This window comes from Kocuria sp. CPCC 205260 (assembly GCF_040981045.1).
Classification (GTDB): domain Bacteria; phylum Actinomycetota; class Actinomycetes; order Actinomycetales; family Micrococcaceae; genus Kocuria; species Kocuria palustris.
Genome location: NZ_JAVKPT010000027.1, coordinates 1 through 957, shown reverse-complemented (window position 1 = coordinate 957; position 957 = coordinate 1). Strand labels below are relative to the sequence as shown.

Here is a 957-nt window from a genome sequence, read left to right as displayed (position 1 = left end):
TCAGTGTAAGCAGCCTCGACCTCGACCGGGGTCCGGTACCCCAGTCGTTCGTGGAGCCGAGCCGTGTTCCACCAATGGACCCAGTCCAACGTCGCGATCTCCACCGCAGTAGCCGAGGGCCAGACGCGCTTGGAGTAGATGATCTCGGTCTTATAGAGACCATTGACCGTTTCTGCCAGGGCATTGTCGTAAGAATCCCCGACCGTACCGACCGAAGCAGTCACACCTGCAGCAATCAGCGCATCCGAGTAGGCCAGCGACACATATTGAGACCCTCGATCCGAGTGATGCGTCAAGCCAGAAGAATCCCGACGGGCACCAGTCGTCAATAATGCCTGTTCCAGAGCCAGAAGCGGCAGGCGATCTGTGTGCAGCGTTGAAGCGACCGACCAGCCGACGATCTTGCGGGTGCAGACATCCGTGATGAATGCGACATAGCAGAATCCCGACACGAGACGCACATAAGTGATGTCGGCGACCCAGAGCTCATGCGGAGCCGCGGCCGTGAAGTCGCGCTGGACCAGGTCCGGGCGATGATCATCTGCCTGGGCTGGACGGGTGGTGTTGGGCTTGCGGCCCCGGCGGACCCCGTGCAACCCGGCGCTACGCATCAAACGAGCGACCTGATCGCGGCCCAGGTCCCAGCCTGCTCGGCGCATCGCATGCCACATCTTCCGCGCCCCGTAGACGCTGTAGTTCTGCGCATGGACGCGCTGTATTTCCGGGATCAATGATTGATCACGCAGAGCACGAGCTGAGGCCGGCCGTGTTTTCGCAGCCCGGTAGGCACGAGAGGTGATGAACCCACATTCTGTTTCGCGCATCACGCGGCAGATGGCCTCGACCCCGAAATCGTCGCGGTTCATGTCGATGAACCGGATCATCTCGTCGTGGGGCGGTCGAGTTCCGCTGCGAAAAAAGCCGAGGCCTTTTTCAGGATCGGCGGATTCAAGCGGT

Annotated in this window: 1 protein-coding gene and 1 other annotated feature; the gene reads right to left on the bottom strand. The window is 61.0% G+C overall.

All coding sequences use genetic code 11. The features are described from left to right. On the bottom strand, positions 1 to 957 hold a 957-nt coding region (locus RF645_RS12950), incomplete at both ends, for an IS3 family transposase (RefSeq protein ID WP_368819241.1). Continuing rightward, positions 827 to 923 (bottom strand) — a sequence feature (AL1L pseudoknot). Its footprint overlaps the gene before it by 97 nt.